Origin of the sequence: Sphingobacterium sp. CZ-UAM, from assembly GCF_002000245.1 — a bacterium.
In the GTDB taxonomy this organism is placed as follows: Bacteria; Bacteroidota; Bacteroidia; order Sphingobacteriales; family Sphingobacteriaceae; genus Sphingobacterium.
The window spans coordinates 24701-51487 of sequence record NZ_MTCM01000011.1 but is presented as its reverse complement, the minus strand read 5'-3'; the positions used below and the strand labels follow the sequence as shown (position 1 = coordinate 51487).

Genomic DNA, 26787 nt, shown 5'->3' with positions numbered 1-26787 from the left:
CCAATTTCCAATGTATCTGTTATTTATATCTTTTAGTTTCATGACAAGCGTTAATGATCCAAAGTTGCCTTAATGTTATTTCTGCTGCCGCATCACATTCCAAAAATTATAGTCCAGCATAGGCGCTTTCAGAACACCTACATGATGCCCTATGGTGACTATCTGACCGCGGTGATACGTTGTATGGATAATCAAATGCTGGAGGTATTCATACTTGGGAAAATTAGAAGAGAACCATTGTGATTCGATGAGATGAGGTTCATTCATCGCTTCAGTATTTTCCTTTACATAGGCAGCTAAAAGTTTGGCTTCATTAACGATGTTGTTCATTTCTGTTTCAACATCCACCGATGTAGCGATATAATCAAAGCTTGGTGTCGCCGTCCCCCTGATCATCGATGACCAATACAATTGTGTATCGCTAATGTGTTTGAGCGTTTTTGCAATACTACTGAAACTCGACGGACATTCTGTTTGTAACAATTCCTCAGGGTAGCCCCTCAGCCACGCAACTAACTGTTCGATGACCCAAATGTTATAATCAACACTGTTTGTAATAGATGTTTTTAGACTCATATTGTTTTTATTTTCTATTTAATAAATTAAAATTGGGAAATATTCAAAGATGCGTACCACACAGCAGAACGCTGCTAAACACTGGCTATTAACCAATTAAATATAGTGAATTTTATGACTTGAAGCTATACCAATAAATTGATCCCTCTTTTGCATTTTTCTATGCCTGTCCTAAGAGCTTTCTCCTTCCTGTCTTTTATTGTTTGCCGGATGGTAATTTTTTACCGAGAAATGCCCTATTATGAACATGCTTGGTAAAACTTATACCAAGGCACATTAAGACTGGTAAATTTCTTACCAGAATTGCTATACTATAAACACGGTTGGAAAAATTTATACCTAGATAGGTACTTGTAGATTTCCCATGAAAGTAGTGATTGCACCCTAATTGCATACAGCCTTTTAAACACCCACATTTAACTTCAAAAATAAATGTATATATTTATTGTAAATAATTATAGTAAATAACCAATAAAAAGTATACGATTTGAGACCTACTGAGGAAAAGACAATACAAGAAGCTTTTTCGAAAGTTCAAGAATTTTATAAGCAGCACGGCAGAACACCTATTCGTCGTGAAATGGAAAACATCAACACCATTGGACGACGCTACTTTGGGTCATGGAACAATTTTATTCTGGCGGCAGGACTTAAGCCCCGTATCAATAAAACAGCGGAAGAAATCAAAGCTGAGCTACTCGTCTTGCTAAATGACTTTTACAAAAAAAATGACCGCATTCCCATGCGCAGGGAATTTTCGGCAAAATCAACAAATGTCCGTAAATATTTTGGCACTTGGAACAAGTTTATAGCTGCAGCTGGTTTTGCCCCCAATGACCGCCGGATACCTTCTATTGGAAAGCTTAAAAACTCGCTGGTTAAATTTTATATCAAGCACCATCGTTCTCCAACTGTCGGGGATTGTGTCCATAAAAATGGCCTCTATAATTATAAGTCTTACTTTATCCATTTCAAGGTCAATACATGGGCAGATGTCCTTGAATATGCGGGCTTGCACTCTTATTTCAGAGTAACTACCATGACCGAATCCGAGGCTAAAGCAGCAGTAATCCAGCTGATCAAAAAGCATCATATTAAACACTATAAAGATTACAAACGGCTTAAACCCGAAAATTATCCTTCGGTCTGGTATCTGGTGGACAAATTTGGCTGGAACAACCTATGTTATCTCGCTGGGACCAAAATTCCGGTAACCAGGTTTAGTATCAAGGATTATTACCTCAGTCTCGCAAAAGAACTCGGCAGAACCCCGACGACGAAAGAACTGGAAGCCAAAATGGGGATAACTAGCGGAGCAATGACGTGGAAGACCGGTCAACGCTTGAACCATTTTATCCAATCTTTTGGTCAAAAGCCCGCCCATAGCACACCTGAACGATGCAAATTGAGCAAAAAGCAGCTCGTCGATCTCTATAAGCGTAAAAGTATTGAACACGGTTTTGAAAACGGCATGCCCCGATCAAAACTGTTTGAATTGACGGGATATACCAGAGATATTTACGACAATCGTTTTCACAATATCAATGGACTACGTGTGGCCTGTGGATTTAAAATCATTCCAGCAGCGTGTAAGCCCTATACAGCAGGAGAACTTAAAAATATTCTGAAAAAACCAACATATGCAAAGAAGCGTTAGGATCCGCCCGTCAATTCTTAATATATCTGAGTCCCATATGATTTCGATAAGCAGGTTTATTTTGTTCATTCAAAAGGAATGAGCAATCAATTTTAACGCTTTGTCTAAGAGTTTTTCTAACCAAATACTTAAATAATTTACAAACTTTAGCTAATTAAATATAAGCTAAGTTGATTTTTTTATATCTTTGATATTAATACGCAAATCTTTCTGTTTCAAACAGTATTATGACCAATAAACAACAGTCGAGAAAGCAATATCAGGGCGAAAAGAATAATAAAGAGCGGACCATGGGCAAGCTAATTGCTGCCGTTGGAGAAGTTCTCAAAGAAAAAGGTTACCCTGGACTTACCATCGCTAATATTTCAAAAAAGGCAGGTGTTGACCGTAAGCTTATTGGTTTATACTTTGGCACATTGGACAACCTGGTAGAAACATACATCAGGGGCAAAGACTATTGGCTTTCTGCGACCGTGAACGCCGTCGAATTTTTTGGGAATGCGCCCGAGGTCGGATCAAGAGGTTTTTTGGAATCGTTATTACTAAATCAATTTGAAGATTTTCTGACCAATACCGAAATGCAAAAGATATTAGCCTGGCAGATCTGCGAAGAGTCGATCCTTATGTCTGAGATTTCTCAGGAACGGGAAAAGATGAGCGCGCTGTTTTTCGCTTTTGCAGACAAGGAACTTCAAGGTAAGGATCTTGACCTGCGGGCAGTTGTCACAATTCTCGTTGCCGGTATTTACTATCTTGTTCTTCATTCGGTACATACAAAAAGTACCGTCTGTGAGATTGATATCTCCACGCCAGAAGGGTTAAATAGGATAAAAGATTCCATTAAGAATATTTTGGGCTGGGCTTATAACTCCGTGGAAGAACCCGCCAAATAAGTAGATTTTTAATTACAGCAGTTAATATAGGCATAAATCTAAGCTATCTATGCCACCAATAATTCCAAGTTTCCCGAAAATCTCTTGAATTCTACTCATTTTCAACGGTATCTTCGCTAACGAATTCACCTGCGGGACGATCCTCCAAGCGGGCAACGACCCTAAAGGCACGATAGATCTGATCTACCGAATAGTTGTGTTCCATTAACGTTTCAAAAAATACTTCGTTGAGTGTCTTTACCATCTTTTCAATCTGATCGTAGGACTGCAGTACAGTTATTGTAAATCTTATGCCGGAATGATTTTGGGATACGGCGGGAAATACCCCAATGTTCAGCAAAAATCCACGCTTGATCATTTTTTCCATAATACTATAAGCCAGCTCGGCTCTTGATGTTCCGACGAAGAATATACCCGAATCAAAATTCGATATTAAGGGCAATGAAGTTTCTTTAAATAAGGAATTGGCATATTTTATTCTATTCGCTAATTCGGTTTGAAGCACAGCGATTTCGTCTGTTAGATGAATCTTTGCCGAGGCTACTGCGGCACCCAAGGTCGCAGGTTGAAGCGGTCCTGAGGAGTTGAATGGTGCACCACAGGCACGCACCCGTCGCGCTATTTCCTTATTCGGAAAAACCAAAATTCCGCCCCCTGTCGCAAAAGCTTTGGCCATTGACGAAGCAACGATCATCCTTTCGTGTATCGTATGGTTGCTGAGGATGTGTCCCCTTCCATTTTTCCCCAATATACTCATACTATGTGCATCGTCTATATACGTATGGAATGAAGGATAGGCTGCCAACATATTAAAAATCTCATCGGCGGGACAGCGATCCCCAAACATGGAATAAATACCATCAGCAAAATACCAAACCCGGTTATGGCTTTTCTGGAGTATTTCGATACGTTCCTTCAATAAATCCAAACGATTATGACGGAGAACCTCAAAGTGAACTGGCCAATTTGCCCGGAATACATTGATGCCACTCAGGACCGAATTGTGGAGTTGCTGATCCGCAATAACCGCGTCACCCGCATCCAAAATCACAGGAATGGCAGACAAATGCGCGAGCGTGGTCGTAGGAGCTACAATCGTAGGAGCTTCAAAAATTTTGCTCATCAACTCTTCCAGTTCGCGGTATAAATCGATGGAAACATATGCCCTCGATTCGGAAAATTGCACCCCGTATTTTTCTACGGCATCTATTGCAGCACGTTTTAAACGTTCATCATGTTCCAGTCCAAGATAGCTACAAGAGGTAAAATTCACTAATTCTGCGTCATTAATACGGATGAGATTGTCGGTTGTTAGCTGGCCTTGTTGCGTTAAATGGAGAATACCTCTTTTGACCCCCTCAGAAATACTCCGATCAACCGCGTTCATAAAATTATCGTGGTTCATGTCTATGGTTTTTTATTAAAGTTATTGATTTCTTACTAAATAGTAGTGATATTTCTCGTTATTTGATCGTCATACTATCCCATGAAAAAAACGGATAACATTCCTGCTATCCGTTTTTCCCTATCACAAACACTTTTCTACAAATCGTCACGATAAATCATGATTCGCCATTTTGCCAATCACTACTTGTCCAAAACCGAAAAATCTGAATTCTGGGAGCGATATTCAGGCACGATATCCTTAATCAGCTGTACCAAATTCATTTTATCATCATTAGGATCCGCAGCTTTCGCAAATGCACATAATTGTTCTACCCGTGCTTTTTGCAGATGAATATCACTGGTATTGACCTTAGCAATCATAATCTTTTCATGATAGGTCTTTTCGGTATTCTCCCCGTTGGCCAAAAGCTCTTCAAAAATTTTCTCCCCAGGGCGAAGACCAACAATTTTAATATCAATATCTTCCGGATAATTATAGCCTTTGAGCCGGATCATTTGCTTAGCTAGCTCCATAATTTTGACGGGCTCGCCCATATCAAAGACAAATATTTCTCCACCTTTACCCATTACTGCAGCCTCCTGTACCAATTGGCAGGCCTCGGGTATGGTCATAAAATATCGGGTTATATTTGGATCTGTAATGGTTAACGGTCCGCCCTTGAGCATCTGCTTTTCAAATAAGGGGATCACCGAACCGTTTGAACCTAATACATTGCCAAAGCGGGTCACAATAAAATTCGTTCTAGAGTATATATTGACAGTAGATACAGCTATTTCGGCAACACGTTTGGTCGCTCCCATGACATTCGTCGGGTTGACCGCTTTATCTGTGGACACCATCACGAATTTGGAAACATTGTATTTATCGGCCAATAATGCCACGTTATAAGAGCCCCATACATTTGTTAGGATAGACTCATAGGGGTTGGCTTCCATTAGTGGCACATGCTTATAAGCTGCCGCATGGAAAACATAGGTCGGTCTATAAAATTGGAACAAGGTATCCATAAAAGCCTCATCGCGAACGTTCCCAACAACAAAGTTACAACGCGAGAAATGATCGCTGTTACTCAGTTCCTGTTGAATATCATATAAAGCAGATTCAGCCTGATCGAGCACGATAAGCTGTTTCAAATCGGTATGTGCAAGCTGCCGTACCAGTTCGCCACCAATAGAACCCGCTCCACCTGTGACCAGTACAATCTGGCCTTTCATCTCGGAAGCTATGGTAGGATTATCCAGATCAATGGCTTTCCGTCCCAGTAAATCCTCGATCCGTAAACTTCGGATTTGTCTTGTAGCCACTTCACCCGCCAATAGACGTGCCGTATCCGGAATAATTTTAACAATCAATGGAATCGGTTCGGCAAGCTTAAACACCGTGTTCAATCGCTCCGGTTTACGGTCATCCACGGCGATAATAATTTCGGAGGCATTTCCATGGCGCTGTGCAAATTCTTTGTTCAGTGTATTAATGTCGTGGATTTTAAATCCTTGGATACGATTACCGATACGATGTGGATTATCGTCCATAATCGCGACAATCCGGTATTTATTCCGCGAAGTAGTATGGATAAAGTGAAAGGTGGTATTTCCCATATTACCGGCACCAAAAAGAATCACCGGAATACGGTTATCTTTACCCCACATCAGCTCATGGTATAATGCGCGATACAGTACCCTACTGAAAGTCATGCCAAAACCGGCAATCAACGCGTGAAAAAGCAGCTGCGTATCCGAAAAAGGAAGCATATCATCATAGGATGGGTATAGCCACTCAATTACTTTACAAATCAGCGCAGTGGAAAAATAGGCCAATCCAATGGCCAGCACAATACGTTGCAATTCACGAATCCCAGTCTTATGGACAACACCTTTAAATGTGCCGAAAATACAAAACCATATTAAATATACTATCGAAACAAGTAGTGCCTGTCTGGCCATGTTGTCAAGCTCCACACCCCCTCTATGCTTAAAAATTAGCACATAACTGGCAAAAAAAGCGGCAGCTACAATAATCATATCCAATAGCAATATGATCCAACGCGGCTTGTTGATGGACAAGCCCCCTCTCCATAAATTACCCATCTAAGTATAATAAATCAACTATTCAGTAAATGACAAAACGCTCTTTTCGACGTTTTAGTATAAACGTAGTTAGAGACACGCGATACGATAATCAGGCCATTTATTGAGCCATTATTTGGCACGGCATTCTCTCTAAGCATAAGTCTATAAAGGTACTAATTTGTTTGAAGATGTTACCACTTTTCCTCTGTGCAGGTGGAATAGCCTCGAACATCGTAAGAATTTATTCCACCTACAGCTATGCTGAAACCCAAAGCTAGATATTTTTTCATTTCTTATTGACTATAGAACAGAATGCAATGGGAGATTTAGGAAAAAAGAAAGCGTTTATCACCGAGCTTTTAATAAGAGTGGATGCTCCATAATCCATTGAGGGGCATGATGCTATCGAAGATGACGTATACTGGATGATACACCATAAATAAGGCCGCGAAAATCTGGTATTTTCACGGCCTCAGCTACTATTAATAAATTAAACTGCAGCACAGCTAGCGATTCTGCAAGATGACTACCTCTTCCGCCTGGTCCGTCTGCCAAGTAACTGGCTTACGGCAAAGCTGACCAAAGTGCCCAGTGCAGCTGTCAAAAGCGTATGCAGCAGATCCCCTAAAGAGATACTCGCCCATAGCGAGCAGAGGGTACCCCCCAGCGCGCCCACGCGTATATCATTGATTTTCATCCTCCCCTCCTCTCTGCTCGTCTGGCGCCTTCTTTTCGCCGCCTTGCTCATCCGTGAGGGCCTCCATGATGCCCACGCCGATCGCCAGGTATTTTAGAATCGTCGGCACCTTGCCGGGCAATTTTACCGGAGCCAATAAGATTACCTGCAGCGCCTGGCCGATTTTATGAATTATTTTTTTCATCGCATTAAGTTCTTAACGTGATTTGATAGTTACATACACCTCCGCCGATTAAGATATGTGGAGAAATACCAGATCACCCATATCCCAAAGGCTATATACAAGCGCTTTGAGTTTAATGAGTGCCTTTTGGCTTTCTTCACCTCTCCCCTCGCCTGTGAGCGTCATTATCGGCGCGATACAGCCTTGCAGCTCCTGCTGGGCGTCATTTGCCGCATGGAACATAATCGCCTCACGGCCCAGTACATTGGTAATAGCGATCTGCTCTCCATTTTTCCGGAACTGCTGTTTTTTGAGCCTATAGGTCCCTGCCGGAATACAGCTCAGGCGCCGCAGGTTGTTACGGTCGGGCAGCTCTATGGTATGACAGATCTTTTGGTTATTGTAATATAAGGTTCCATTGGTGCCCTGAGCTCCATAAGTCCGGTGGAGCCTCAAGGTATGTTTGATTGACATTTTTTATTTTTAACACATCATTTTCCAAATAATAGGTATTTAATAGGTTCCAGCGATCAGCTAGCAAAGCACCGTAGACTTCGGGCAGCGACCCATTGTCTACGGTCTTTACCACAGGTGCCAGACCAGCATCTGTCAGTACGCTTCGCTTACCATTTATTAAGGTACATAGACCTGTTTAATGGTGAGCGCATTGTATTGTCCATTCGAGAGCGGGTAGTAAGCACCGTTCACCAACTGGAAGTATTCCATTCCCGCCAATAGTAGGACGGATTTGGCCGCATCCGCCGCCAGCGTAGCTGTCAGCCGCAGGTTCATCGGTGTCAAATCGTTCAGCTCTATATATGCTGAGCGATTGATAGCCGGTCGCTGATCGCTATTTTCACCATTGAATTCCTGTAGCACGATGGTATACCGCACATGTGTGGCCCCCTGTAGCTTGGCGATGTTTAGGTGCGGGATAAGCCCCATACATTCTAGGATTCCGTCACCACTTATTCGGTCGAAATCCAATAGGACCGGCACCAGGGATATCGAAGCTAGCTTGGTGCGGTCGTTGCATTCCAGGTCCTGCAGCATCACTAGATTTTCGGGCTTGAGTACACGTTCGCCCCGTGCACTCAGCGTATCGCTCTGCACGACTTTGAGCAGGCGGCTGGCCAGGCGAGTGCTGAATCTGCTGTCCGAATTCTGGAACAATGCATCGCGCAGCAGGTCGCGTAGCCGCTTGCCATACTGCTGTGCACGGCCAAACTCGCTGCCATTCTCCCGGGTTCGGGCAAAAGCAGGATCATTGGCGATGCGATCACCGGATACACCGGTCTTCATGCGAGCCTGAAAACCGACGGTCTTTGATTTGAAGAAAGAAAGGTCCCCGACGTTTCCTTCTAATTTGATTAAACTGACTTGTTTTGCCATGACATTATCTGATGTTGACAATACGAAGGTGCAAAAGCCTTTAATAAGACCGGGAAGAGATGGCAATAGGTGGAAAAAATGGCAAAAAATGGCTATAAATTTCAAAAAAACAGGTACCTTAAATTCCTTAACATGGCCTCTTAAAAGCCATGGAGAGGAATCAGACCCCTAGCTGCAGATCCGATCAGACTAGCCGTAAAGTATAGACCAAGCATAGATAAACCCGTAAGACAACAGGCTACAAGCGTATCGCGCCATGTACCATCTCCGGATGGGCTAAGTGTATCTTTAATGCGTCAACAGTGCACTGTTGACGCAGTCACAACACTGTATCTACGCTTAGGCAACGCTTTATAGACGCTATGTATACGCTTGATCCCCTTCTTTTTCGGTCAGATATGACTTTTGGAGCCTCCAAAAATCAAAGCAATGAAAAAACACACTCGAATGCTGATCTACCCCCGAGAGGCCGCTCCCCTATTGGGCAAATCCGAACGGCAGTGCTACCGTCTTTTTGAAGATATCCGGGCAGCCTACAATCTGCCACCTAAGACGGCTATCCCCATAAAATTTTTTGCAGCCTATTTTTATCTCGATGAGCTGCAGGTACAGGGTAGCCTGATTTAAACCATTACCCGAATCAGCTGGAGAGGGCTGATTCACTCATCAACCATCAGTCACCGCTCATCCACTATGTTTTTTTCCTCCAGCGGTAGCTGTTCAGGGGACATTGCAGCAATTTTCTTCTGGTTTATAGCGGTCTGTCCCGCAAGCCAATTTTTCCAGCCGGGCTGCTTCCTTCGATAGGATTCGCCATATTCAATCCGTTCCCTAAGGTGCAAAACAGTAAGTAAAGGTGTGTTTCTCCGTAGCATCTCATATTTTACGATGGCCTGTCCGGAGATCAGGTAGTTGCGCGAGATATGCTTGAGTGTAGGGAATATCCTGAGCAGATCACTCAAAGATTTTAAAGCCGGATGATATTTGGTTCCGTCCATCAGCACGATTTCCTGGAAAGAATCCTCACCTTTGCGGTGATGACCATAGCAATAGGCGATATCCTGTTCGAAAATAGCAATTTCAGCGCCGTTTACCTTAAAGTGAAATACAACATCCGATTGCCCCCCATGACTTATCCCAGCATTGCTATTTTGGTGGGGCGATGCTCTGCATTCAGCAATCTCCAACAGGAGCTGCTGACTGCGCGTCTCAGCTTGGATACGTGCCTGGATCTCAACGTTTCTTTCGTCCTCCAACTGTTGTACACGTTTCAGCTGGCGGCTGTTTTCCATCCGTAATTCGTGCAGCTCCAAAGTGAGTATATTTTTACCTTCGATGAGGCCATTGACCGTTTTATCGGTCCTGGCCGCCAGCAGTTCATATTGCTGGGCATCGTTTTTATAATGCGCTATTTCAGTCCTCAAAAATTCGATCTGCTGCAGCAAACGATCTCTGTCGCTGATCAGCTTCTGTTTGCTATCCGCACTGCTATCGAGTTGGTACCGAAGCATTCGGTTGGCCAGCCAATAGTTTAATATAACCAAGAGCAGTAGCATAAAAAGGATATCCCATTGAAAGCGGTGATCGTCGACGATGGTAGCCGGATAAACGAGCAGAATTAATCCAAAGGCGATGGTAGCAGGCAAGGCCACACCGCCAAGTGCATGGATCAGTATGGCCCTACCGACCGCACGCTGCCAAAAGCCCGAAATAAAAATCTGATAGCCAACCCAAAACTCAAGACTTAGGATGATCACACCGATCCCCAAAGTATTGCCTATTACTGCCAGCACATTCGGTTTAATAAGATAAGCAAAGGACATATTGTCGAAGGGAAAGAGCGCCACCGCAGCAGAAGCGATCAGCAACAGACCACACCACCACAAAATAGGAAAAACTTGTAAATAAGACTTAAGAGTAGGCGCCATGAAAATACAAACGATTTGGTTATATGGAATACACGTTAATCTATTATCACTCAAACGAACACAATATAACTATAAATATTATTTTCTCCAAAAGTCGATTGGATATCTCATTGAGGGGGTTGGATGAAAAAAAATCGGGTTTGGATTTTTTAACGAACAAAAACATCTCTTAAACCGAGTCTTAGGCTGTATATTGGCCATTTTAATTTGATATGATATGAAAAATCAACAATTCAGTTTTGATGGACCGGGTGTCCAGCTTTGGCAAAATTATCTTTATGCGCAAGGTTCTATCGTGATCGAAGAAGAAAGAGTCTTTATTAAGACCAAGCTATTGGAATGGCTTTCCGAGCGTTTTCAGTTGACCCCAGCACAGCTGCAGTATGCAGTCGACTTAGGAATCGCTGCACAGGACTATTTCGCTTCGCAGGTCGCTGATGCCATTGCATTGCGTACCCCAATTCTACTGGAACGCGAGGTTCCCCAAGAAGGTGCTGGCAACAGCAAGACCGGTAGCGTTACACAGCGCTTTACCCCCATGGGCGGAGATCCCGCTATCTATAACAGATTATTAATCACACAGTTCAATTACAGTTAATGCCATGGATAACCTAACTTATGAAAATCAATTCTATGCCATTTTAGAACAGTCCGGGCCTGTAGGGCCGGCCCTTCGTCATGAGCTCAAAAGCATAATACAGCCACAATTTATCAAGAAAGGAAAAATCCTGTTGGCGCAGCCTTATGATATGCATATCCTACTCGTGGGGATGGTCATCAAACGTCGCGATTATGCTGAAGGCATGTATATCCGGTCGGAAGTGCTGGATTTTATCGGGGCAAATGAGGCGATTTATCATATGCCTACCGAAGCAGATAGCTATTTTCAGGCCGAACTGGACAGCGTAGCCATGCTGATCCGTCAGCCCGATATTGTCGGCATTATCCAACGTCACCCGCGGTTTTCCGAGCAGCTCAATGCCATTCTCTCACACCTGCTTTTGGAACGCACCTTTCGGGGGAGGTTAATCAATATGAGTTCCAAAGAAAAAAAAGAAGCGTTCAGGCGCCATTATCCCCTGGCCACCCGCTATTGCCGTATCAAAGATATCTGCTCTTTTTTGGGGATCAACCCCAATACCTATTCGGGTTTGTAGGAAGCAAGTAGGGGAATAAAAGCTTGGGGGGATAGGAGAATGGAGGTTGAACACGATGAGATCCACAGAAATATGAGGTTATTTTCTCATAAATACGAAATTTAAACAGCTGCTTCGTCCGCTAACTTTACGTTAGCTGATCGGACGGACGGTTACCGATGTCTCCTCTCCCATCCGTAAGCAGATGACCGATCAGCAAAAAAGCTTTATAAAATCAGGCAATTGTGCGGGACAGTACAGTTAAAAAAGAGCGCTCCACAGCTACCTGGTACAAAGCAAGAGGAACGAAACAAAAATGGCAAGCATGAAGCAGTCACAGACAAATGGCAAAGGACAAGGATACGGGCATCGCCTGACGGGATGCTCCGGCTGCTCGGTTGTGGGCAAGCAGCTATGGGGCTATGCAGCCTTGCTGCGGGAGGCTAGGCCTTACCTTGCGGGGGATCGGATGATCCTGCCAGCAGCCTGTCGCTGTGCCGGCCTTACCATCAGGTGGTACAGGCGTAAATTTGCCGTATTCCCGCCTGGCGGTAGCGAAATCATTGGTCTGACAGAATAAGGAGTCCCACCGCCAGACCAAAGGGACCGCTACGGGCGGTCCCGGGGCCAATGTGCTGTCCACCTTTTGACCGATAAGGGCAACGGCATTGTGATCAATTCGTAAATCTATTTAGGCAATTTAAATCATACGATTATGGCATGGTTTTCATTTACGGGTACAAACCCATCAAATCCTACCCATTATTCAGCGCCATCCTCAACGCCGCCATCTTGTACCAGTCCAACGGAGCAGATGTGTGCATTGCAGGCAAATGATAATGGCAGTAATCAGCCTGTTATTACTGATGCGCTGAAAAATGAAATCATCAATTCCCTGCAAAATCAGGTTGACGGACCCAATGTCCGTCTAAAAACCAGATAGCAGGTTCTGAATTGGAAGACATCAGCGTTCGCTAAACTTTAGGATAGGGTATGGATGACCATACCCTATATTCTTATGTTGTGATCTGCTATTTATCCTCTTCAATGACCAGAACTTCGAGCTCGCCTGGTCCCACCTCTGCCCTGATGCCATAGACAACGAGCTGTTCGTTCAGCTCCGCCAGATTGTCATAGGCTCCCAACGTAATTTTATCCTTGCTTTTGACCAAATCCAGGACAGGTGGAAATACACCTGATAGATCTGTCATTACCGCTATTGCCCCAGTCCCTTCATACAGCATACCATCAAGGGGCCTTTGCCCTGTGTATGATTTCTTGGGACAGGGCCTCAGCACAAGGCAGGGTATTTCTTTCATGGCTTTATAACTGCGGATACCCAGAAAGCTGTGCAGGTCATTCAGTACCAGCATAGCCTGTGCCGAGTCCGTCCGGCGGATGGAATCCAGGCGCTCGTATGAAATTGCATATTCGGTATACCATATATTTCCTGTGTTGGAAATATCCTTATACCGGTTTTGATCTTTCACTTGCAGTACCAATCGCTCAGGCCGCGGGATATAGTCCGACTTTTTTATTTTGGCCCAAGCTGACATCACAGCACTATAGATCGAAACATTATAAAAGGAAGTGCGCTGTAGGCCGGTTACCGAATCTTTTTGAAAGCGCAACGATTCGAAAGGCACGCCATGCTGATATCCCGAAAGTGTTACGGCACCTTTAAGCTGCATTTCCTGGCGCTCCGACCCGATCAGTTTTCCCTTTCCGAAATCATCTTTTAACGGTAGATCAATCTTTCCATTACGGAATAGCTCCAAAATATGCTCTTCGGTGATCAGCTTACTGCCCGTGACCGCCTGTACTTTTCCTTTAAATAAAAAGACCACATGGGGCACAGTCTGATGTGGGAACCGCTCTTTGAGGTAGACATCCGCGTAGATCACAGGGAGATTTACCTTATTTTCTTTTAGAAATTCATTCCGATCAAAAAATTTTTCCAAAGTAGCCTTATCCTGCCAGCCGACGGTAATAATCTGGAGTTTATTTTTAAGCTTGTCCTGCAGCTTCTGCAGCCTGGGCATCGCCTGTATGCAGGTGCCGCAAAAAGTATCAAAGAAATCCAGAATAACCACTTTATCTTCTAATTTCTGTAGATCTATTTCCTTACCATCACCGCGCATCTGCTGGATGGCTGCTGGGGGCACAAAGGTATCCCCCACTTTAATCGCTTTGCTTAAGTCAATATTTCCCACATGCTGTGCATTCAGATATCCAATAATCATCAGTAGGATGTAAGTCAGTACAATTATTTTTAAAGCTTTCATTTCTATTTGTTTTGTCGTTAACGTTTGTTTTGTGGGATCTTCCCATTATTGACCACGATTTCAGGCAGCCGAAAAGCATATTTAGGGCTGTTTGGTTCCAAGCTGTAGACCGTGCCATGCACCTCCCGCTGGAGTATTTTTTCGAACCGGGGTTCCAGGTTCAATCTTTTGAGGTCAGACCAGCGGCGACCACGGAATATCAGCTCCCGCTGTCTTTCCTTTAAAATCAATGGTAGCAGCAATGCGGGATCCCGCTCGGCAACGGGTACAAATTGCCCCCTGACAAACCTCTTTTCCCCCAGGGCATTCAGCGCTGTCAATGCAGCATCAATTTTTCCGGTCCGCACCCCTGCCTCCGCTTTGATCAGGTATACCTCGCTTGTGGTGAGCCCCACAAACAGGTTTGCCATCGCATTGTCATAGCTACCTTTGTAACCATACGTATCTGCCGGGAATGCATTGGCTCTAAAAAACACCTGCTTTCTCAAGTCTTGCGACGAGTAGCTCTTGTGCAGATCACTATCCACCAGACCGTTGTCGAGACTCATGGCGGTAGCTGTAGCAGACACAGCAGCAAAAAGCACCTCACTATTGAATTTTGGTATCGGTAGATCTTTAGTTGCATCGAGCTCATTAAAATCCATCAACTCCGGTCTCAGCTGTAAGCAAGAGTCGGCATAGGCGTAGGCTTCCTCATATCTACCCATGACCAGATAGGTTCTTGCCAGGCCAGCATAGGCCGCAGGACGTGCAGGCCGTCCCTTGATCCCCTCTTGTACAGGCAGGAAAAGGGAAGCCGCCTGATAATCCCGAATAATCTGATCGTAGGTTTCCTGCACTGATGCACGCACCGAACTCCCGTCGATATCCGGACTCAAGCGCAAGGGTATCCCCATTTCAGTCGGGGCCGTAGCTGCCAGGTAAGCCGGAGAAAAGACTTCGGCCAGTTGCTGAAAAGCAAATGCGCGAAAAAAATATGCGATACCACGCAGATTTTTCTTTTTTTCAGTATCCGCATGTCCTTCAGTGTTTGCATCCCCAATAATCTCCAGGGCCTGATTGGCATTATATACGGCTTTATAGGGTCTTTGCCATTGGCTCACATCATCATATAGGACATCCTGCCAGGTATAGATGCTTCGGCCATGGAAGTCCAGCATTCCATCGAATGTTTCTGTGGACAGGCTATATTCATCCGCAGAAAGCTCACCATATACCGGATAGCCGGTATTCATGGCCGAATAATCATTGAGCAGTAGCTCCGCATCTTGCAAGCTCTTTGGGATCACCATTTTTATATCCGGCTTTTCCTCCAGAAATTTGCTGCAGCAGCAGCATGACAGCAGCGTAAAGAGGCAGCATAGTGAAAGATATATTTTCATGATTGTATGAATTAAAGATTAAAACTTAGACCTAATGAGGTCATGATCGGCTCGGGTATATTAAAGCCATACTCGCTATCGATCCCTCTTTTATTGGCCCTCCAGATTGTCCCTACATGCTGCATATACGCATAGACCTTGCAATTTTTCAGTTTAAAACGAGCGGCAGAGGGAATGTCCACTGTCAGCCGGATATCCCGCAATTTGATCTGGCCCCCATTCTCCAGCAGGGCGGAAGAGCGCATGAACACCTGGCTCCCCAGATCGGCCGGATAGCTAAATGCCGGTACATCCGTGGTCAGCTCATCCCCCGGTTTTTGCCAGCGCAGCGCATAGTCCTTATGGCCAATATCACTGTTCAGAAAAAGATTGTTGTCAAATGAGTTCCGCAGGAATTTATGTCCCAGCTGATAAGAAATATTCCAGGACAGCTCCACCGTCTTATAGCCGATGCTATTGCGCCAGCTTCCCATATACAAGGGCACAGTACTTCCCAGATTTTCGAGATCGTGCACATTCATTGCTAAAATGGCATTGTAATCTTTGGAGACCTTGCCGTTCAGGTATGCCCTGGCCTCCCCTGTTTCCGGGTCCAGTCCTGCCCATTTATAGGCCAGCAGACTATACATATCCATTCCAGAGATTGGGGTAGCTACGCTGGATTGCCCCGCACCGATAAAATCCTTCCCGTTCTCATTTTCAATGTATGAATGGCGTACTTTGGTACGGGCATAGGAAAAGACCAGATTGCTGTTCCATGTCCAGTACCTGTGCCGCAGTGGAATTGCATGGATCGAAATATCCCAGCCTCTGGTCCGGATATTCCCACTATTGACCATTAGGGTGGTAAATCCCGTACTTGGATCAACACGATCCGGAGCGATCAGATCTTTTGCATTTTTGACGTAGTACTCCACAGTTCCCGATAGCCTGTTTCCTTTTAGGCCAAAGTCAAGACCAAAGTTGGTAATCCCCACCCGTTCCCAGCGCAGCCCCGGATTTGGAGGGTTGGTGATCATCCCATAATTCTGATTGGTGATATAATGCGCTTCATTTTGGATAGAAATGATCGGGTATGCCGAGACACTGTTATTGACATTGCCATTATACCCATAGGTACCGCGCAGTTTTAACAGTTCAAAAGGACTTTGTTGCATAAAAGCCTCTTTGGACAGTATCCAGGCGCCACCGATGGACCAGAATGGCTGGCCACGGTCGTTACTCCGGACACCAAACAGGTTCGAAGCATCTTTCCTATACGATCCGCTCAGCAGATATCTCTCCAGGTAGCTGTATCCGATATTCGCAAAATACGAACGGAAGTTATTCCGATAAAGTTGATACCGGTTGGGGTCATCAATGGTGCCTACGCCAGCTATACCATTTAATTTGGGCAGCAATACGCCATAGGGAACGGATTTAAAGGATCCAGTTTCCGGATCATAGCCATGGTATTGGCTGGAGGTCACATTTTTCTGAATCTTTCGCACCTCGACACCGGTAAATAAGGTCAGTTCATGCTGATCGTTCCATTTTTTTGCATATTCTGCCGTCGCCCTACCCTGATGCGTCTGGTTATTCCAGTGTTCTATGGTCCGATAATCCCCTACCGGGACATTCCAGGTTACCGCAGCAGCATCCCAGTTTGCGAACAGATTGATGTAATCGCGCTGTGCCATGGAACCAATTCCACGCCATGCCTCCAACGCCGTGGAAGCGCGTTGATAAGCGTATAAAAAGTTCAGCTTCAATCCAAAATCTAAACTATAACTGGCATTGGTCGTGGCAAAAAGTTCCCTGATATGCTGTGTTTCTTTGGTATCGTCCAGTTCATCCAGAGGCCTGTACGCCCAGTCCAACAGACGCCCACCTGCAACGGTATCCCTGAAAACAGGATTATATCCACCCACATTTACCTCCAGCGGATTTCCATTTTTATCTGCCAGCTCCATATAGGGATAATTTTGCAGGCCCTTGCCCAACCTGTTGTAAGCAGTCCCCAAAAGGGATTCCTGATTTTTTATTTCGCTATAATGCAGGCCCATATCCAGCATCAGATTTTTGACCGGCCTGAATTGGGAATTCGATTTTAGGTTCACCCTGCTGAACGATGAGGTAATCAGTTCATTCAGGTTTTTGTCATATCCGGCAGAAAATACCGTATTGACTTTTTCGCCCCCGCTCTGGAGCCGGGCATGGTACTGCTGATTCAGGGCATTGCGGTAGATATACCGCAGAAAATCATCCCTTACATCTAGCTGTTTCAACCTGTTGATCTCTTCGTTAAACTCAGATTCCGACAGGTCACCATTCCTTCTATTGTACATTAACCAGAGCACAGGCTGCGGATTGCGGAGCCGATTTCTAAACCAGCTATTGTATTTCCCTTTGTCAAACAGGTATTGCTGGGCATCGATGTAATCGGCAGTGTTCATCTGCGGATAGTAATACAGGTCAGGCTTTGCTTTGATACTGCTATTGGCATTGACATCCAGCTGTACCGGCTGGTTAAATTTTCCCCGTTTTGTGGTAACCACGATCACACCGTTACCCGACTGTGCTCCCCAGATGGAAGAAGCCGCTGCATCTTTCAGTACGGTAATACTTTCGATATCGTTGGGATTGATATTATTGAAAGCCCCTTTGCCAAAGTCAGCGCCCTTATTATCATAGGGTACACCATCGATAACGACCAAGGGCCACCGCTCAGAACGCAGCGTACTCACGCCGCGCACATTTATATTCAACAGGTTTCCTTTGTTGTCGGGATACAATTTGGATGACGAAATCCCCGGCACGACATCCTCCAGTCTACTGACAAAATCAGTAGACACCTTACGATTCAACAGCTTGTTGTCTACAAACTCGAAGCTTCCTGTCGCCCTTTCTTTTGGGATCTTCTGATAGCCAGTGGAGACCACTTCTACCTCCGCCAGCTGGTTGTCTTTGGTCTGCAGGCGGATATGCAACGGTATCCCGATTGTATAGTTCGCCTCTAGAGGAATATATCCCACATAGGTAAATTTCACTTTACCGTTTCGGTTCTTTACCTGCAGCACAAAGGCGCCATCTCTGTCCGTTGATGTGCGCAAGTTTTGAGCATCAATACGCACCGACACGCCCTGTAGCGGCTTACCGTCCGTTGTCAGCACAGTCCCTAAGAGCATTAGGGGCCCATCGGCCCCGCTGTCCTTGCGGGGCGGCTGAGCCGATAAACTAAACATAGAAAACCATAGGATAGCTAGTAGGGCACTACACAGTTTCATAGTCTTCACATTGGGCAAGAGCTCTCCTACCCTAAAAAAATATCTCATTTTTTTAAGTCTTAATGGAGTGGCTTCAGGAAGAGAATTCCTGTCCGATCGGAATCAGCAATTTTGTCCCAGGGTCTAGCCTGAGTCACTCCGGTAAATAAATAGAACTATTAATAGGTTCCCAGATACGGTGCTGGACAGTTACATGTGAATACATATGGACGATACCGCATCCGTCAGGAAATAAAATCCGGTCTTTAATTATAGAAAATCTATATTAAACGATTCAAGATCTTTGCTTATCAAAGTAAAATCCGTATTTTTAAAGTGCAAGTTTAAAAGAATAGGATACAACAGTGCGCATTGACCTAAAAGGTCCAGCCCGGCAAAACCTACAATAGCAATGTGATAAGATTAGCCATATGGCCTTTTCTTATTTACAGGACCAATACCCAGAGGTATGGGGCTTTGTAGGCTTTAAATATTGTTTGGCTGCTATTCCGGTGGACAGTACTTGTTCTTGATCAACAAGATGACTGCATGTTTGCGACAATGATCCTTGATATGCCGTTGTGATGATGAATGTATTCGTGACTCTCGTTGTTTCATAATTTAATAGCATTGGAGTTATTAAAAGGAGTCTCGTTGAGAAAAAGAAAGGGAAAGCTCTAAATATAAAGAGGCAAGCCCCACTATCTTCCACCAAATATCAAGCACGGCAAAGAGCTCAGACGCAGTTTCCAATAGGGGAGCTTGCCCCTCCTTGTTGTAAAGATACAAAAAGCATGGGGGTTCGCAAACCCTACGTCTCGCATCATTTGAAATTTGCCGTTTCGATATTTGAGACTAAATCAGATAAACCGATTACGAATCAAATATACGTAAATAAAACTTAACAACAAAATATTTTGTCAAAACAACAAATAAATAAGTATGAATATTGGAGAGAAAATAAAAGAGATTGCCGACAAAAAAAATTTTTCACAAAAAATGATTGGAGACTTAATCAATGAAAGCCAACAAAGTGTTGGTAACGATTATAAAAAGTCATCTCTTTCAATTGATAAACTACTGGCCTATTCCGGTGTTTTAAATCATAATTTCATCCAATACTATTATAACGAAGAGCCATTTAAAACATATCGAGAAGAAGAAAGCAAAGATTACCAAGATGAGATTGACTCCTTAAGATTGCAATTGAGTCAAACTAATCAAAACATAATAATTCAAGAGGAAACAATACAAACACAGAAGGAGCTTATCGCTACTCAAAAAGTATTAATTGAATCGCTATCAAATAAAAAATAGCACTCGTTTTAATCAAGCAACTTTCATATCAGCTATCACCCAAACTGATTGGGGATTGGCTTATGCGATTAGCATATTTTCATCCACAAGCAAAATGTTGTCAATAAAAAATGGGAAGCAATTGCTTCCCATTTTTTATTCCAAGAAATTCGTTTTTTATTGAACAGAAAAACAAGCTATTATTGTGTTGCTATTGTTTAATGCATTGGGGTTAGACACAAGAATTCCGTATTCACCGTGCTCCATACGGTTTATGCTCAATTTATAGGAACTGTCTTTAAATTTTTTTGCTTGGTAGGCGACGAAATCTTCGTTACCGGTTGATCCCCCTGAAAATGTTCCGACCTCAGCTATCTGAAATTTACGTTCTTTTTTAGTGGTTTCAAATTTAACAACGCTCACAATCGAAAGCGGATCAGACTTATTATCAAAACTCTTAACGATAAAAGTCACAGGTTCATTCGATGGAATTACTACCGGAGAAGTTGCACCTTTGATGACCATTTTTGATTTGACTTTACCTATACCGATAATGTACATGGAAGCATTCGCTTTACTTTTGATTTGCACACTTTGCTTTTCAAGCGGAAGAGATATTCCGTCGTTTTTTACATATACCGCCTCCCCGATATATTCAGGTTCGTCGATATGGTCAAAATTTTGCTGGCTGAACCCTTGTAAAGCAAATGTCAATAGGCTAATAATTAATATAATTCTTTTCATTTCATAATTAATAATTCGGTGTAAATATAGAAAAAGAAATAACATCTATCCAAATATTCAAAAAGGAAAGAGCCGCTTTAATCTAACTTATAAAAAGGATCATAAGTTCAAACCGTCCAATGTTTCAAAAAAACAGAGTTCTGCGAGCAATATTACGAGGTGTCTATTTTAATTTAACCTTTACAACTTCACCTTCTTTTTTCACTTCAACAAAAGTTTCTAAAAATTCATTAAAACTTTACTGTAGGAATCCGGCGCATAATAGTCTATTCTGCCATAGCCATTGTAACCGCTTCCGGTGTATTTATTATAGTTATAATTCAGCGTATAATCTAAACTTCCATAGGAGTACGCTTGAAAATCATTATCTTTGGATAAATTGTTTTTGCTGCACATTTAAATGAACAACCAACTAAAGGGTATATTTTTTCAATTGTTACGGATCGGTTTATGGGGAGAGGAAACCTTATCTTTAGATCAGCCACTGACTATTGACGACTGGAATAAAGTATACCGATACGCGACCAATCACACAATAGAAGGGTTAATATACGACAGCTTTTCTTTTTTAGAAGAAAGTCAACTTCCACCAGCCTCGCTACGCTTAAAATGGGCAGTACGGGTAGATCAAATTGAACGCCACAACGCAAAAATGAATAGCGTAATCGCAGAACAATTTACTGCTTTCAGTGTCCATGGTATCCGCCCCATCTTGCAAAAAGGTCAAGGCGTAGCCTCCTATTATCGCGTGTCCAATCATCGTATCAGTGGCGATGTTGATTTCTGTTTTGAGGAAGACGGTTATGCAAAAGCACGAAATTTTCTAAAAGAGAACCAAATAAAATTCCAGGATACCGCTGGTTTCAGCTTAGATTATGACTGGAAGGGCATTCATATCGAACATCATAAAAAGACATTTGACTTTCGTAGTCCCCTAAAGAAAATATATCTCAATAGACTTTTGACAGAATATAAGGGAAAGCAACAAACCATACTAATAAATGATGTACCAGTCAGGGTATTAGCAGCAGAGCTACAGTTGCTTCAAGTCAATATTCATATCTTAAAGCATCTGATTACTTATGGTATAGGTCTACGACAATTTTGTGATTCCGCAAGACTTTACTATGCAACCGCTTCTCAGATCGATCATGAAGCACTGCAACAGATTTATGAAAAAACCGGCATTCTGAAATGGATCCAACTTTTGCATAAAATCTTGGTTGAAAACCTGGGTCTCCCTAAAAGTAAACTTCCTTTTCCGTATCCAGAAAACCTTGAAACCGACTGGATGCTTGATGAAGTATGGTATTCCGGCAATTTCGGATTTAATGATGAACGATTTGAAACAGGCAAGACTCCAGTATTTTTTGCACGGCCAGATTCTCCAAAGCGTCTGTGGCAGAATTTCAAACGTTATGTGAAATATGCTCCACAGGAAGCCATCGCCTTTCCGTTAATACATACCTATTCGAAATTCCTGGGGAAGGATAGTGATTAACATATATCAAGAAGACGTATCTCCCATCAATAAGCAGATACGTCTTCTTTTAAAACTAACTTATTTTAGAAATCCAGGTAAATACTCTCGTCGACCAGCTTCTTTACCGGCCACAATCGTCTAGGATAATGACGAGCATCGATCAACTGTTGGATACTTTTTTGCACCTGATCTTTATCTTCCTTATAGGTTACACCAAACCATTTCGCATCTGTAGGAAGCACCACGAACTTCGCCAAACCTTGTTTTACCATATAGTCCGGCAGATCGGGTATGAAAAATTCAGCTTTGGGATTTTCATAATTCTGTTCGACGAAATCGGGAAACAGTGCGCGGGCAACCTCAAATATTTTAGGTGTAAATCCCCAGAAGTTCATCGAAACTCTTGTATTATCGGGCAGCATTGTTTCATTCTCATGTTGCGCATACACAATATTTTCGCCCTTACGATAAATATTGGTTCGTTCGGTTACGCCCTGTAAATGATCCGCATCATTGACGTCGCATACCCCTCGGGATACATAACCAAAATCAGACAATGTATTTCCTATTTCAAATCCAACCAGGGCCATCTCCTGATCAGTTGCTCTTTCCCTTAAAAAGTCAGCCATCTTTTGAAATGCATCATAGCCATAAAAATCATCGGCATTGATTACACAGAACGGACGGTCTACTGCATGCTCAGCACTCATGACTGCATGTCCTGTGCCCCAGGGTTTTTGTCGCTCAACAATACGATCTACGCCAAACTTGCTTAAGTCAAAGTCCTGAAAGACATATTCTACTTCAACAGAATCAGGAAGTTTATCGCCAACATTGTCCTTCATGACCTGCAGAAACTCTTCGCGAATGACAAAAACCACTTTACCGAAACCTGCGCGTATGGCATCGTAAATAGAATAATCAATAATTTTTTCGCCAAATGGGCCAAAACTTTCTACTTGTTTTGCTGAACCGTAACGGCTTGCCATCCCGGCAGCCAAAATGACCAAAATTGGGTTTTGGCCTTTTTGAATTTCTTTCATTTTTTCTGTTCGTTCAAAGTGATTTTTTAATTAAAAAGAATTATCCCTCTATCTAGTGTAATACATAGGCAATATCTATACCAATCACATCCGTAGGATCTTTAATAAATCATGAAATTAAAATGAAGAAAGCGAATTGTTCGATAGAAATGAAACAACTCGCTTTCAACAGCTTATTTCTTCAACTTATAGTTTTTCCTCTGTTTTCTGGTTGTTCTCTGGACTTTCAGATTTACTTTCCTCCTGCTCTTCCAACTGAGTCTGTTTTTGCCCGGTCTCCGTTTGATGGGACTGGTTCCCTTCTAGTTCCTCCGCCTTCACCCCTTTTGGATTACTCCACAGTTTCTTTTTATAGGCATCCAATTTCTCTTCCACTTTTCGACCATCCAATAATTGCGTTCCATTTTCAGATTCCTTTACGTTCTGTAACATCCCAGGTGAAGATTCGCGTACAATCGTACTTGCAAATTTGTTCTGTACAAAGAAGTCGTCCATCGTCATATCGTAGAGACCCTTATCCGGATCCGAGATATCCACCTGCACCAAACTATACCGTAATTGTGGGAAATAGAGCCAAAAAGCAGGTGTTGCACCGACAGATTCCGCCAATTCAGCAGAAGTCGTAATATTCATTAAGGGGGCTACACCAATAATACGTGTCTCCAACCGGCTCCGTTGCTTATCGAAAAAGATATCTTCTTTCACCCGAAATTTCGTTACCCGACTCGGGTCAAATTCGTTAAGCGCCATTTTTGAGTCGATTTGATTCCCCTCACCGTCAAAGATCGGAACCAATACGCTATCTGCAAAACGTGCCATACCTTCCTGGGCACTTAAACGGCCTTTGAATGAATCATCATCAGGGCTGTACAAGGATAGCTTTCCTTTTTCAATCGCCTTCATCACGACTTCGATCAAGGAGTTTCCCGGGATAGCCAAGATATAATTCTTTTCATCTTTTAGGTCGATATCGCGCCATACCCGTTTGTAGAAACGAATATTCTTCTTGTTCACCTCAGGATAAGCAAATGGCACCGCATCTTCCATACTATTTGCCTGATAAAATCCATCGGTTGTCGGAATCGTATCCGGGTTAACCTCGCCTGGGGCAGTTGGGATAGCTGAAATTACATTATTTAACGTATCCTGTGTTCTAGCAACCGTGTCTATTGTTGTCTCTTGTTGAGCGAACAATGATCCATTGACCAGTATCATCGCAACTGTCATTATTGTTTTCGTGTTCATCATTATCGATTTTATAATTTACAGCCTGAATTAATACTTACGTGTTTTACTTTGCACGGTTGGCATTTCGAATGCAGACATTACACAACGGAAACCGATGTAAGAATGCGGTTCGTAATCGACTGAATAATTCCGTGTCTCGCTATTCAACTGTTCGCCGTTGTCTTTCCAGGAACCGCCACGTACGACTTTTCTTTTCAACGCATCGCCATCCTTTGCATCGGCGTCGTATAATAATGCCGGGTTAAGGTCATTGACAAATACGACCGCTGAAGGACTATAGGCATCCAATGTCCATTCGGAAACATTACCAGCCATATTATAGACACCAAAGGCGTTAGGCATATAGGATTTAACAGGTAATGTGAAGGTTGCTCCGTCACGGGAGTAAGTACCTTCGCCCTGTTTAAAGTTGACCGCCAATTTCTTTTTGCCTTCTGTTCCATCAATCGTGTACCGTGAGCCAGCAATTGTATCCTGTGGATCTAATTTACCGGATGCGGCATATTGCCACTGTGCTTCTGTCGGCAGACTCAGGCTTAACTGATAGCCATTCAGGTAAGAATTTTTCAATACTGTTGCAGCCATTTCGCTCGCGCGCCAGTCGGTAAATGCACGCGCTTGCCGCCATGTTACGCCCACAACAGGATAATAATCAAAAGAAGGATGTGTGAAATAATTCGCATCCAAAGAAGCTAATTGTGCATTTGGAAAATCTTTTGTCCAAATGTCCTCCACTGGCATAACAGCAACTGAGTCCGTTACATAGGCTTTTTTCATATTGCCTTTGGATTGTAAATAGGAGAAGCGATATTTAATGACCTCCGGATTAAGTGCCCGTCTATTCCCGCGCATTTCCAACATTGGTGCAAGACGCTCCTGGATACTGGGATCATTGCTTTTCCACAAAGGCGAAACCTTCTTGACTTTTGCCCAATTAATCCTGCGTTGTCCCACTTGTTCGCCCGCAATCTCTAAAAAGTACTGGTCGTCCTGCAGGTAATCGGTAACAGCGACCGAATCCGCTACCCAATTCACAAATTCGCGATACTGTTTATTAGTCACTTCAGCTTCGTCGATAAAAAAAGCACTTACGCTTACATTTTTTCCTACGTTGCCACTATCCAGAGAGCCTTTAAAAAGAATTGTTCCGGAGGGAATATAAACCATTCCTGGAGGCGCGGGCAACTTACCGCCGCGGAAGGCATTCACCTTGGGCGCTTTATACATTGCTGAGTTCGATTTACATGCAGAGAAACCGATCAAAAGTGCAAAAGCACCAAAGCCCAACAGACGATTTTTATAGAGCTGTTTAATTATCGTTATCATCATATAGTTATTAAATTAGGTTGTTTGATTCGCTTATTTACGGTTGAAAAGAGCATATTTCAAGCCTAAAGACACGAAACCATATTGATCGTTTTTTTTATTCTTTATGCCGTCGAGGTTATCATTGGTTGTTAAGGTATGCTGATAGTTGACGTTGATTGCCCATTGTGGTCCATATAAGGTACGACCGAAGGGGATATCCACCCCAACATTTATCGGTACTACAAAATGGATTTCTCCTAAATCCTCGGCTAGTTCACCACCTTGATTAGCGATAGCTTCTACATAAAGGGGATCAATCTGGCGCTTTATACGATTTTTAACCAACCCCGCACCTGCACCTACGTAAACATTCGAAAGGATACGCTCAAATGTATTTGCCTGCAAGGTATAATAGCTGTAATTGCGTGCCTGTCCCATAAATTGGCCTAAACGTACTTTCCCATTGATGTTCCCTGCGAAGTATCGATTTTCAAACTCACTATTATGGCCATTCCCACTTAATGTACCTTTCTCTCCGTGCAAGCCAACTGATATAAAAGGATTAATTAAATAATCAGCTTCGCCATAAAAAGCGAATTTAGCCTCTACATTCGCTAAGTCTGTTAAATTATAGGCAACCCCCGCACCTGCTCCCACACTAACGGGCCGTGAAAATTGTGCTGATACGGATCCTATCATAAAGCCTAACATCCCTATTGTTGTACATAATAGTTTTTTTTTCATCGTGTGTTGATTAGTATTAAAATTTTTACAATCATAACGGATTGTATCGCTAATTATTATAAAGTAAAACCCCAAGTCGAGGATTCGACT

Annotated in this window: 25 protein-coding genes; 8 read left to right on the top strand and 17 right to left on the bottom strand. The window is 43.2% G+C overall.

Going from position 1 to position 26787, the window contains the following annotated elements; all coding sequences use genetic code 11:
- Window positions 1-75: 75 nt before the first annotated feature.
- Window positions 76-576, bottom strand: a complete 501-nt coding sequence (locus tag BWD42_RS23965) for a DinB family protein (protein ID WP_077438958.1) — start codon at window positions 574-576, stop codon at window positions 76-78.
- 487 nt (window positions 577-1063) lie between these two features.
- Here BWD42_RS23965 and BWD42_RS23960 point away from each other — a divergent pair, with 487 nt between their 5' ends.
- Window positions 1064-2233, top strand: a complete 1170-nt coding sequence (locus BWD42_RS23960) for a homing endonuclease associated repeat-containing protein (protein ID WP_139351272.1) — start codon at window positions 1064-1066, stop codon at window positions 2231-2233.
- 227 nt (window positions 2234-2460) lie between these two features.
- The gene (locus tag BWD42_RS23955) at window positions 2461-3126 is read left to right on the top strand and encodes a TetR/AcrR family transcriptional regulator (RefSeq protein WP_077438954.1); all 666 of its coding nucleotides are present in this window, start codon (window positions 2461-2463) and stop codon (window positions 3124-3126) included.
- 91 nt (window positions 3127-3217) lie between these two features.
- Here the strand turns inward: BWD42_RS23955 and BWD42_RS23950 are convergent, their stop codons facing one another.
- The 5 genes from BWD42_RS23950 to BWD42_RS24570 form a co-directional block, all read right to left on the bottom strand.
- The gene (locus BWD42_RS23950; protein WP_077438952.1) at window positions 3218-4531 is read right to left on the bottom strand and encodes an aminotransferase class I/II-fold pyridoxal phosphate-dependent enzyme; all 1314 of its coding nucleotides are present in this window, start codon (window positions 4529-4531) and stop codon (window positions 3218-3220) included.
- A gap of 182 nt (window positions 4532-4713) precedes the next feature.
- A complete protein-coding gene (locus tag BWD42_RS23945) occupies window positions 4714-6621 on the bottom strand; it encodes a polysaccharide biosynthesis protein (RefSeq protein WP_077438950.1) in 1908 nt (635 codons plus the stop codon).
- 665 nt (window positions 6622-7286) lie between these two features.
- Entirely contained in the window at window positions 7287-7484 is a 198-nt protein-coding gene (locus BWD42_RS23940; RefSeq protein WP_077438948.1) for a hypothetical protein, read from the bottom strand.
- Between the two features lie 48 nt (window positions 7485-7532).
- Window positions 7533-7937, bottom strand: a complete 405-nt coding sequence (locus BWD42_RS23935) for a DUF5675 family protein (RefSeq protein ID WP_077438946.1) — start codon at window positions 7935-7937, stop codon at window positions 7533-7535.
- A 159-nt stretch (window positions 7938-8096) separates the two neighbouring features.
- The gene (locus BWD42_RS24570; RefSeq protein WP_139351271.1) at window positions 8097-8576 is read right to left on the bottom strand and encodes a hypothetical protein; all 480 of its coding nucleotides are present in this window, start codon (window positions 8574-8576) and stop codon (window positions 8097-8099) included.
- 708 nt (window positions 8577-9284) lie between these two features.
- Between BWD42_RS24570 and BWD42_RS23925 the strand changes: the two genes are divergently transcribed.
- Window positions 9285-9482, top strand: a complete 198-nt coding sequence (locus BWD42_RS23925; RefSeq protein ID WP_077438942.1) for a hypothetical protein — start codon at window positions 9285-9287, stop codon at window positions 9480-9482.
- Between the two features lie 50 nt (window positions 9483-9532).
- Here the strand turns inward: BWD42_RS23925 and BWD42_RS23920 are convergent, their stop codons facing one another.
- Window positions 9533-10783: a hypothetical protein gene (locus BWD42_RS23920; RefSeq protein ID WP_077438940.1), complete on the bottom strand. Its 1251-nt coding sequence runs from the start codon at window positions 10781-10783 to the stop codon at window positions 9533-9535.
- 217 nt (window positions 10784-11000) lie between these two features.
- On the opposite strand from BWD42_RS23920, the gene BWD42_RS23915 reads away from it, so the two are divergent.
- The gene (locus tag BWD42_RS23915; RefSeq protein ID WP_077438939.1) at window positions 11001-11381 is read left to right on the top strand and encodes a hypothetical protein; all 381 of its coding nucleotides are present in this window, start codon (window positions 11001-11003) and stop codon (window positions 11379-11381) included.
- 4 nt (window positions 11382-11385) lie between these two features.
- Window positions 11386-11940, top strand: a complete 555-nt coding sequence (locus BWD42_RS23910; RefSeq protein WP_077438938.1) for a hypothetical protein — start codon at window positions 11386-11388, stop codon at window positions 11938-11940.
- 391 nt (window positions 11941-12331) lie between these two features.
- Here the strand turns inward: BWD42_RS23910 and BWD42_RS24565 are convergent, their stop codons facing one another.
- Window positions 12332-12562 (bottom strand): hypothetical protein, encoded by a 231-nt coding sequence (locus BWD42_RS24565; RefSeq protein ID WP_139351270.1) that lies wholly within the window; start codon window positions 12560-12562, stop codon window positions 12332-12334.
- 72 nt (window positions 12563-12634) lie between these two features.
- Here BWD42_RS24565 and BWD42_RS23900 point away from each other — a divergent pair, with 72 nt between their 5' ends.
- A complete protein-coding gene (locus tag BWD42_RS23900) occupies window positions 12635-12862 on the top strand; it encodes a hypothetical protein (RefSeq protein WP_077438936.1) in 228 nt (75 codons plus the stop codon).
- 88 nt (window positions 12863-12950) lie between these two features.
- Here the strand turns inward: BWD42_RS23900 and BWD42_RS23895 are convergent, their stop codons facing one another.
- The 3 genes from BWD42_RS23895 to BWD42_RS23885 are packed head-to-tail and all read right to left on the bottom strand — an operon-like array spanning window position 12951 to window position 18900.
- Window positions 12951-14204, bottom strand: a complete 1254-nt coding sequence (locus BWD42_RS23895; RefSeq protein ID WP_077438935.1) for a TlpA family protein disulfide reductase — start codon at window positions 14202-14204, stop codon at window positions 12951-12953.
- 17 nt (window positions 14205-14221) lie between these two features.
- A complete protein-coding gene (locus BWD42_RS23890) occupies window positions 14222-15586 on the bottom strand; it encodes a RagB/SusD family nutrient uptake outer membrane protein (RefSeq protein WP_077438934.1) in 1365 nt (454 codons plus the stop codon).
- A gap of 11 nt (window positions 15587-15597) precedes the next feature.
- On the bottom strand, window positions 15598-18900 hold the full coding sequence (locus tag BWD42_RS23885) for a SusC/RagA family TonB-linked outer membrane protein (RefSeq protein WP_077438933.1): 3303 nt from the start codon (window positions 18898-18900) through the stop codon (window positions 15598-15600).
- A gap of 873 nt (window positions 18901-19773) precedes the next feature.
- Here BWD42_RS23885 and BWD42_RS23880 point away from each other — a divergent pair.
- Window positions 19774-20148 carry a hypothetical protein gene (locus BWD42_RS23880; RefSeq protein WP_077438932.1) on the top strand — a complete coding sequence of 125 codons (375 nt, stop codon included), beginning with the start codon at window positions 19774-19776 and terminating at the stop codon, window positions 20146-20148.
- A gap of 156 nt (window positions 20149-20304) precedes the next feature.
- On the opposite strand, the gene BWD42_RS23875 is transcribed toward BWD42_RS23880, so the two are convergent.
- Window positions 20305-20871, bottom strand: coding sequence for a hypothetical protein (locus BWD42_RS23875; RefSeq protein WP_139351269.1), 567 nt, complete (start codon window positions 20869-20871; stop codon window positions 20305-20307).
- 219 nt (window positions 20872-21090) lie between these two features.
- Window positions 21091-21267: a hypothetical protein gene (locus BWD42_RS23870; RefSeq protein WP_217700126.1), complete on the bottom strand. Its 177-nt coding sequence runs from the start codon at window positions 21265-21267 to the stop codon at window positions 21091-21093.
- 4 nt (window positions 21268-21271) lie between these two features.
- Here BWD42_RS23870 and BWD42_RS23865 point away from each other — a divergent pair, with 4 nt between their 5' ends.
- On the top strand, window positions 21272-22372 hold the full coding sequence (locus BWD42_RS23865) for a nucleotidyltransferase family protein (protein WP_077438930.1): 1101 nt from the start codon (window positions 21272-21274) through the stop codon (window positions 22370-22372).
- 65 nt (window positions 22373-22437) lie between these two features.
- Here BWD42_RS23865 and BWD42_RS23860 read toward each other — a convergent pair whose 3' ends face one another.
- The 4 genes from BWD42_RS23860 to BWD42_RS23845 all read right to left on the bottom strand — a co-directional run bounded on the left by BWD42_RS23860 (window position 22438) and on the right by BWD42_RS23845 (window position 26697).
- Window positions 22438-23397: an NDP-sugar synthase gene (locus BWD42_RS23860; RefSeq protein WP_077438929.1), complete on the bottom strand. Its 960-nt coding sequence runs from the start codon at window positions 23395-23397 to the stop codon at window positions 22438-22440.
- A 186-nt stretch (window positions 23398-23583) separates the two neighbouring features.
- Window positions 23584-24645, bottom strand: coding sequence for a gliding motility protein GldN (gene gldN, locus BWD42_RS23855; protein ID WP_077438928.1), 1062 nt, complete (start codon window positions 24643-24645; stop codon window positions 23584-23586).
- A gap of 27 nt (window positions 24646-24672) precedes the next feature.
- The gene (locus BWD42_RS23850; protein ID WP_077438927.1) at window positions 24673-25974 is read right to left on the bottom strand and encodes an SUMF1/EgtB/PvdO family nonheme iron enzyme; all 1302 of its coding nucleotides are present in this window, start codon (window positions 25972-25974) and stop codon (window positions 24673-24675) included.
- Window positions 25975-26004: 30 nt separating this feature from the next.
- A complete protein-coding gene (locus BWD42_RS23845) occupies window positions 26005-26697 on the bottom strand; it encodes an outer membrane beta-barrel protein (protein ID WP_077438926.1) in 693 nt (230 codons plus the stop codon).
- Window positions 26698-26787 lie beyond the last annotated feature (90 nt).